This window comes from Algoriphagus litoralis (assembly GCF_003259255.1).
Classification (GTDB): Bacteria; Bacteroidota; Bacteroidia; order Cytophagales; family Cyclobacteriaceae; genus Algoriphagus; species Algoriphagus litoralis.
This window is the reverse complement of record NZ_QGOL01000035.1, coordinates 1-5,306: the sequence shown is the minus strand read 5'-3', so window position 1 is coordinate 5,306 and position 5,306 is coordinate 1. Positions and strand designations below refer to the sequence as shown.

The 5,306-nt window shown below is 34.3% G+C and carries 9 protein-coding genes; all 9 read right to left on the bottom strand.

Going from position 1 to position 5,306, the window contains the following annotated elements:
- Positions 1-176: 176 nt before the first annotated feature.
- The gene (locus tag DK188_RS21070; protein WP_111672841.1) at positions 177-851 is read right to left on the bottom strand and encodes a hypothetical protein; all 675 of its coding nucleotides are present in this window, start codon (positions 849-851) and stop codon (positions 177-179) included.
- Positions 852-999: 148 nt separating this feature from the next.
- Complete coding sequence (locus DK188_RS21065) at positions 1,000-1,626, bottom strand: hypothetical protein (RefSeq protein WP_111672840.1); 627 nt, start codon at positions 1,624-1,626, stop codon at positions 1,000-1,002.
- A gap of 113 nt (positions 1,627-1,739) precedes the next feature.
- Complete coding sequence (locus DK188_RS21060) at positions 1,740-2,210, bottom strand: hypothetical protein (RefSeq protein WP_157963326.1); 471 nt, start codon at positions 2,208-2,210, stop codon at positions 1,740-1,742.
- Positions 2,211-2,441: 231 nt separating this feature from the next.
- Positions 2,442-2,942, bottom strand: a complete 501-nt coding sequence (locus DK188_RS21055; protein WP_111672838.1) for a hypothetical protein — start codon at positions 2,940-2,942, stop codon at positions 2,442-2,444.
- A gap of 234 nt (positions 2,943-3,176) precedes the next feature.
- Positions 3,177-3,410 carry a hypothetical protein gene (locus DK188_RS21050; protein WP_111672837.1) on the bottom strand — a complete coding sequence of 78 codons (234 nt, stop codon included), beginning with the start codon at positions 3,408-3,410 and terminating at the stop codon, positions 3,177-3,179.
- A 1-nt stretch (position 3,411) separates the two neighbouring features.
- Positions 3,412-3,810 carry a hypothetical protein gene (locus DK188_RS21045; protein WP_111672836.1) on the bottom strand — a complete coding sequence of 133 codons (399 nt, stop codon included), beginning with the start codon at positions 3,808-3,810 and terminating at the stop codon, positions 3,412-3,414.
- Positions 3,811-3,909: 99 nt separating this feature from the next.
- Positions 3,910-4,380 carry a hypothetical protein gene (locus DK188_RS21040; protein WP_157963325.1) on the bottom strand — a complete coding sequence of 157 codons (471 nt, stop codon included), beginning with the start codon at positions 4,378-4,380 and terminating at the stop codon, positions 3,910-3,912.
- Between the two features lie 112 nt (positions 4,381-4,492).
- Positions 4,493-4,768: a hypothetical protein gene (locus tag DK188_RS21035; RefSeq protein ID WP_157963324.1), complete on the bottom strand. Its 276-nt coding sequence runs from the start codon at positions 4,766-4,768 to the stop codon at positions 4,493-4,495.
- A 29-nt stretch (positions 4,769-4,797) separates the two neighbouring features.
- Positions 4,798-5,306, bottom strand: a 509-nt coding sequence (locus DK188_RS21030; protein WP_157963323.1) for a hypothetical protein, incomplete at its 5' end; no start/stop codon positions are given.

The window sequence follows — 5,306 nt, the reverse complement described above, 5'->3', positions numbered from 1 at the left end:
ACTCCCTTTCTATGGTATAGCTATCTTTCATTTTAATGTGGCACAACGGGATTCAGCTTGGAGACGGCGGGCTTTCGGAGCCGGTCTCTTTATGCCTACTCCTAACTCCTTAAAGGTACAGATTTTCATTTTTTACTCGGTTCCGCCCGCTGGATCCAAGGTGATGTTATAGGGCGTTATTTTTTCATTTTTGTAAACACAAACTCTTGCTGTTCATTCATACCAGTTGGATTTCTAAACACAAGGTCACCATTGTTTATTTCAATTCTTCTTTCTCTTAGCTTATAAGTTTTGCTTGGGTTAAAATCTTGAATAACTGTGATTTGATTATTGAAAATTTCTTTAACTGCAACACTTGCTTCGCTTTTCTCTGTCTTGAACTCTATTACTTCTACAGTATTCTTGGGTTGTTTCTTCCTTCTTTTCTTTAATTCATTGAAATTAAACCTAACAATTCCCTGTGAGTCCGTTCTTTTGTAGAATTTATCTTCATTTATCCCTACTTCTATATTTGAAAGTGGGCTTCCGTTTTCATCAATGAATTTGATGGTGACAAATTCTTGGCCTTCAACTGTCTGTCCTTCAACATTACTTTTTGACTTCACAAATCCAACAGAATCAATCAAGACTAAATTGTTCTGATTTATCCTCCATTTTCCGGATTCATCAATTGTTCCGTTTTTTTCTTTAACCGCTCCAAAAATAATTGCAGGTCTAGAATAGGTGAATGAAGAGTCTTGGTTTAAAATTAGGGAATACTTAAATCCATTCCGTTCATGAATATATTCTCCTGTTTCAAATTGTGTGTTAATGAACCAAAGAGAAACAATTAGTAGTAAGTAAATCTTCATTTATTATTTTTTTAATGCCCTACAACGTTTTGCAGCTACCCGAAGGTGGCGATTTCGAAGCACTTCACTGTCAGCCAAGCACAAAGCTTGATTTAACCACTGGACCGTCACTTTTGGGTAGGTGCTGTTGTGCGTTCGTTTTTCTTCTTTAGTCGTCAAGGTCATTTTCGTTAATGTCAAGTTTTACTGCTCCTAATTCGATTAATATTTTGTCCAAATTTAATAATCTGTCCCGAAGTAAATTTTCATTTTCAAGGTCTTGTTCTGTTAGGTTTATGAGTTGTCCAACTAATAAGTCTTCTCTGAAATTGTGCTCCTTTTTTAGTATTTCTTTCAATTCTTCGTTGTCTGTGAAGTCTATTAACGGTATGATTTCAACTTTGAATTTCTTTAGGTCAGGGTCAATGATATTTAGTCGGTAGTAGTATTTGTCAATTTTACCTAAACGGAATGTTTCAAGTTCGCTTACAATGCTTCCTAAACCGTCAAGTCGTCCATAGAAGTCAAGTTTTTTAAACGCTGGTTTGTCAAATATCCTTTTCCTGTCAACAAGGTTATTGTAATTATGAAGCACAGAAGCAACTACCACTATGAATGAAAAACCAAAAGCATAAAGTGTCGAGTCTGGAATTCTTTGAATAATTGGTTGTAAAGTCCAACCGTTACTAATTATTGTCGGCAAGAACGTGAATGGAAAAACAAGTAAAAACGAGATTGTTAGTCCACGTAAAAGTGTCTGTCTTTCGGCAATTAATATGTTTAGCAGGTCTTTCATTAAAATGACGCACAACTTTAAGGCTAAGAAACGTAGGGCTTTCGGAGCAATTATTTGTCCACCGAAACCGAAGTTTGCTAAATGCCCAAACCTTTCGGAAAGCCTTAACCGCCCTATGTTTTCTTAGCCATTGTTGGCAGCTTTATTTTCTTTTCTATTTCCGTATAAAGATTTTCTAGCTCTTGTTTTTCAAGCGATTGTCCAAATGAAATTCTCTTCCTTTTAGATTTTTCAATTGAAATCATTCCATACTTCATTTGTGTAAACATATTCGATGATTGAGAAAGTTTGTCTGTCCCTAAGGGCGTTAAATCTATCTTTTTTATGTTCTTCAGTCTTATAGAAAGTGACTTTTTAAAAAGTCCAAATGTTCCACTGTAATGAACGAAATCATTATCAATTTTTATTTCTTCATTTCCTTTAACGAAAATTAAAATTTCCCGCAGTTGTTTATTAACTGACCAAAGCATAACTAAACCGATGATTACAAAAACAACCTTAATGCCTAAAATCCCATCGTTCCTGATAGAATTTAAAATGAAGAGTCCTATAATCACATGTCCAATAGTCATAATACTCAGCATGAATATGTGAAAGAAGTTGAATTCCGAATTTTTTTCAATTTGAATCTTCAAACTCCTAGGGTCAGACTGTATTTTTAAATATTTGCTTTGCATTCTTATATTGCTGCCAACGTTTCGCCGCTATCCGACTGTAGCGAATCCAGCGAACTGCGTACTGTTTGCTAAGATAAAATATTTTCGTGAAGAAAGAAGCACAACTCAAGAAAAACCAGCTATAGCGGATAACGGCTGTTAGGCGCTGGCTTTTATTATTTTGTCAACTATCCTTTTTCCATTTTTGTTTTTAGCAAATACTGATTTTAGTGAATTCTGATTGTAAGGATGAAAAATCACATTCCATTTAACACTGTTGTCTTCAAATACAAAAGTCAATAATTCTGATGAGTTTTTTTTTGTTGCTTGTATTACTGTTGATTTTCTGTGAGCATTAATATACCAATCTTCTTTCAGTAACATTTCTTTTAGCAAATCATAAGTCACTTTTGAATTTTCAGTTTTCAACACTTCCAATTTCAATTTCTTCTTCTGAAGATAATACGTTAAACATGTAAGCGTAACAAGTATTAACATTATTATTAAAAAGCTATTTAATTTTTCTCCAGAGCTGACAGAAATAAAATATATGTTGAGAATAGAAATCACTAAAAGATAAAATGGCGTTCCAAAGTAGTTTAACCATTCTAAAGAGCCAAACTTAAATTTCAAAGTTGAATTTTCTATTGTTCCAATCATATGTGTTTATTCTGTGGTCGGCGGCAAGCTAGCGCCTAACGTTTAGTATATGGCAAGTAGGGCAGTGGAAAGCAATAAACTTTCAAGTTCGCACTGAGCCAAAGCGTTGTATTTTGTTTTTAACTTATTCATTTTTAAAAGCCAAATCAACGATTTGGCGGTGTTGGTGAATAGTACTGAACTTTCGTGAACCACTGAACGCCCTATTTGCTATATACAGTGTTGTAAACCGTTTTATTTTAGTTCTTTGTAAATAGGTCCTTCTGATTTCACTTTGGCAATTGCTTCAGTCCAATATTCCCAAAAAGTAGAGTCCGCAGGTTCATCAGTTCCTTTCCAATATTCACCGCCACTTAGAATATCAGTTAAATCATTTGAGCCACTATTCTCCCAGTATGCTTTTAATAAATAAAGCATTGCTTCATATCCTTCTTTCTTTGTTATCAATTCGTCTTTAATATTGGTCATTCTAATCTTTATTGGTGCTAATATCCAACCGTTCAATTTTCCAGTAAATGTATTCTTCAATTACTTTTGGGTCATTTGTCCAATTACCTATGTCTAATTGTATATCTCCAAAATCAGCAATTATTGGGTCAATTGACTTAATTTTTCCATATCCATAATAACCCCATTCGGAATCATTAGCTTGTTCAAGTTTTAGTTCTTTGTTCTTGTTCTCATTAAAAATCACGTCCCAATTAAGTCCATATTCTAAATGGCCTAAATCAGCTTCAATAAGTTGACCTGTCTTAAACTCTTCACCATAGAAAAATCCCGAATAAATATTCCCATTTATTTCAAACTGGACAGTGCCTTCGAATCTGTCCATTAAATCTGTGGAGATTATTTTAATTTGGTGTTTCATTTTAATGGTTTACAACGCCTGGCTATGAAGTGTTACTTTTATCCTTAAAAAAATAATTAATCAAAAGTAATGCTTTATAGCCGTTGTTGGCGAGCGTTTTCAGATTCCCAATTCTCGTTTCTTCTTCTTTATTAAGTCACCCATGTCACTTATGTCCGTCACAAAGCCATTAACGCTTATGTAATTCGATTCTGTATTGAACCAAACAGTTTTCTCACTGTCTTTTGTCCGAAGTTTATATAATGGTGGATAAACAAATTGTATAAGTTTTACTTCCTCAATTTCTAGCCAAGAGACTGTTTTATCTTGTCCGTTATGTTTGATTTTTATTGTTTGATTTCCCATTTCCACAATAGCAAATTTGTCACGGATAAGTAGAAATACCAGAAGAGCGGTTATTGCGATAAGTCCAAATGTCAATGTTGTTAAAGAGTCACGAGTTCCTGGTTGTCCGTTTACAGTCATGGATTCTGGAGCAAACCAAGAAAGAATAGCTCCAAGTGTCAGTAAAATTGAAACTCCTAATAGACAGTACTTAAAGAGATAGTGGTATGTCTTGTTGCTTTCCATTGTTCTGCGTATTAATGCTCGCCAACGCTTGGCTATGAAGCGTTACTTTTATCCTTTAAAAAATAATTAATCAAAAGTAATGCTTTATAGCCGTTGTTGTAGGGCGTTTTTTTTACTCTATCTTTTTTATTGACCACTTGTCCTTAATATTTTTTCTTGTTGCTACATGTCCAGGTTCCATGTCCGCTAACTCTTTTAATGTCGGGTCTATGTCCATAATTTCATTTAGTCCAACAATTTTTGCAATGATTTCAAAGTCATCAAAGCAGTCGTCACTAAAGAATTGCCAAGCTCCGTCTTCAATGTCGTGTGTCACATAAGTAATTAATTTCTTGTCCTGAAGGACAAATTTTGTAGTAAAAACTGCTGTGTCAATTGAATTGCTCAATCTCTTTATTTTAGTCTTTTGTCTAAAGTTCAAATCCCACCCGTCTCTGTGTTCCAATACTTAAACTTCTTTTCTTCACAGTCGTATTTGAATTGAATTATTACCCAGTCTGAAACTTGTAAAAAGTAGCCTTTCTTTTTTCCTTTATATTCTCCAAAATAGGGAGTGAAGTTTACTTCAATCAAATCATCCTTTGCCTGAGCAGGGAATATTTTTACATGCGCTATTTTATTGTTGTTTCTGTTGTAAACCTCCTTTTGGTTCTCAAAGGTCATGATTGTCACTTGTCGTTGTCCAATTTGTGCAGGTAATTTCTCTGTTATCCCGCTATTGCCCTCGATAAATATCTCCTTCCTGCCTGATTTTAATTTGTCCAAATGGTCGTTATAATGTTTGAGAGCTTGATAATAGATGCTTGTCGAGTCCCCTTGTCCAAAGGAATTGATTGTCCACGTGAAAAATAATATTAGTAGTCCGTATCTCATTTTTAAAAATGCCCTACAACATCCGTATACACGAATCCATTTCGTGTATTTCT

Coding starts and splice junctions, on each gene's coding strand:
- DK188_RS21060 (WP_157963326.1), bottom strand. CDS start 2,210: ATGCTGAGTATTATGACTATTGGACATGTGATTATAGGACTCTTCATT.
- DK188_RS21040 (WP_157963325.1), bottom strand. CDS start 4,380: ATGGAAAGCAACAAGACATACCACTATCTCTTTAAGTACTGTCTATTA.
- DK188_RS21045 (WP_111672836.1), bottom strand. CDS start 3,810: ATGAAACACCAAATTAAAATAATCTCCACAGATTTAATGGACAGATTC.
- DK188_RS21055 (WP_111672838.1), bottom strand. CDS start 2,942: ATGATTGGAACAATAGAAAATTCAACTTTGAAATTTAAGTTTGGCTCT.
- DK188_RS21070 (WP_111672841.1), bottom strand. CDS start 851: ATGAAGATTTACTTACTACTAATTGTTTCTCTTTGGTTCATTAACACA.
- DK188_RS21065 (WP_111672840.1), bottom strand. CDS start 1,626: ATGAAAGACCTGCTAAACATATTAATTGCCGAAAGACAGACACTTTTA.
- DK188_RS21050 (WP_111672837.1), bottom strand. CDS start 3,410: ATGACCAATATTAAAGACGAATTGATAACAAAGAAAGAAGGATATGAA.